We start from the raw sequence: 2,382 nt of genomic DNA, 5'->3' as shown, positions 1-2,382 counted from the left end.
GCCGAATAAAAATTTTAATCGTTTCTCCTGTACGCTGTATGATAAACGAGCGTCAAATTTCTTCCCGTTTTTGTTTGAGATAAACCCTTTGATCTGATCCGTTACATTCTTTTCTAATAACTTTTTCACATGGTTACTACTTAAATTTTTACCAGAGAATGTACCAAAAATAATGAAGTCACAGCCTTTTTTGTATTTCTCACATAAGTAGTTACTTTTCCCTACAAGAACCCTACTCTTACACAATGGACATTTACCAATGGTACGATCTTCAGTCGTTGGAAAACGGAATTTCAAACTTCCGTCCGCTTCCATATAGATAGCTGCCGTAAATTCTCCCTTCTCTCCTTGAAAGCCGTTTATAAAATCCGTTGTTTTATACTGAATTAACTTCTTCATCTGATTACCAGGGATTGCTTTCCCTTTCATCTTGGCTGGCAACATAAAATCACATCCGTTTTTATGCTCCGTGCATCCGTAAAATGTTTTACGATGTAGGATATCTCCTTTTTTACATTTTGGACATTTACCAAATGACAGCTCCTCTTGTGTTGGGAACTGAAATTTCACTTTTCCTTCATGTAGCACTAGATAAGCGGAAAACTCCTTCTCATTGGACTTAAACCCTTTTAATAGATCCGTTTTCTTATCCTCAAACAACTTTTTCGCTTGCGCCTCCGGAATCGCTTTTTCTTTAATTTTTTTCGGTAAGGAGATTTCACATTCTGGATAGTTACTGCATCCATAAAAATTACCTTTATGAAGGATTTTTCCTTTTCTACAAGGGCATTTGCACACTTCAATTTGCTGATTCCAAGTATTAATAATGTTATCCGACACCTTATCATCCATTGCGCCTAGTTGTTCTACCGTATCCTTTACAAATGTATTTGTTTTCTCTACAAATTCCTCATATTTCATTTCTTTCTTTTCGATCATATAAATCATTCCTTCCATTTCAGCCGTATAAGCTGGATTTTTGATTTCATCTACCGGAAAAGCATCTATAAACGCACGACCAATATGAGTAGTTCGAATCTGATTGTTTGTGACATCAATATAGCTTCGCTCTAACAATTTTGGAATAAATGTTTCTTCCGTTGCGACTGTCCCAATCCGTTTTCCTTTCATGAGTTCCTTCAAATGTTCATCATCTAATTTACGACCTGCCGTCTCCATAAAGGTTAAAATGGAACTTTCCGTATGAAAGGCTGGTTTCTTTGTTCGTGACTCAATCAAGTCATACTGAACGATTCTAAAAGAATCCCCTTCTCTTAAAACAGGTATCTGAAATGCTTCAACTGATCCCTCTTCTATATCCTCTTGAAATACACTTAGAAACCCTTTCTCTTGTAGGATTTTCTCTTTTGTACTGTATGTGTTGCCCTCTTGATCTATAAAATGCACTTCTCTCACCAGATAGATTGCTGGTTTCATAAAGTTTCCGATGAATCGTTTTACAATCAAGTCATATAACTGCTTTTCTAATGGATTTCGGTTGGTCCCGACATATAATTTTGTTGTTGGGATGATGGCAAAGTGACTACTGACTAATTCATCATTAAAAGTCGTATGTTTTTTCGTAATAGAAGATGGAGATACTTGTTGTACAAGATTTGCATAGGCGCTTTTTTCTAATGCTGCCATTACTTCTTTCACTCGTTCCACTTGTTCTGTAGGTAAGTGCCTGGATGAAGAACGAGGATATGTGATAAAGCCTTCTTCATACAAACTCTGAATATGCTTTTTTGTTGTTTCCGCATTTATCTTCAGTTTGGCGTGAGCATCTTTGTAGATATCCGTTAAGTTATATAGTAATTTTGGTTTCTTTTTTCTATTGCTTTCTTTAAATTCCGTTACAATTACATTCGTTTCTGTCAAGCTATCTCCAAGCTTTTGTAGTGGCGATGGATCTATCAGTTGATCTTCTGTTTTCATTACTGGTGATAAACCGTTTTCCGTTAGTAGCTTTAAATTGTAATAGGTTTGTTCTTTATAATTTTGAATAGCGATTTCCCTTTGACGGATTTCATTCAAGATACACATTTGAACACGACCAGAAGCCAATAAGAATTGGTTTCTTGCTAGTTTGGATGTACAGCCTCTTGTAACATTAATCCCTAGAATATAATCCAGGTATTGCCTTGCTTTAGCCGATTGTGCAAGCCCGTCATAGTCTGTTCCTGGTTCTAATCGGTTTAATGCTCCTTCTAATTCTGCGGCTTCATAGGAAGAGATAAAAAGACGGGATTCTCGCTTATTCACACCTGCATATTCATATAATTCACGATAGATAAGCTCACCCTCTCTATCTGCATCACAAGAGTTGACCACATGATCCACATCGGGACGATTTAACAGTTTAACTAATATTTGAATTTG

At 36.3% G+C, this 2,382-nt stretch carries 1 protein-coding gene; it reads right to left on the bottom strand.

Annotation, left to right across the window (positions count from 1 at the left end):
• Positions 1 to 2,382, bottom strand: a 2,382-nt coding sequence (locus CN409_RS30665; RefSeq protein WP_098217975.1) for a type IA DNA topoisomerase, incomplete at both ends; no start/stop codon positions are given.

Source organism: Bacillus sp. AFS012607 (genome assembly GCF_002558005.1).
Lineage (GTDB): Bacteria > Bacillota > Bacilli > Bacillales > Bacillaceae_G > Bacillus_A > Bacillus_A thuringiensis_S.
This window is presented reverse-complemented; position numbering and strand designations above follow the sequence as displayed.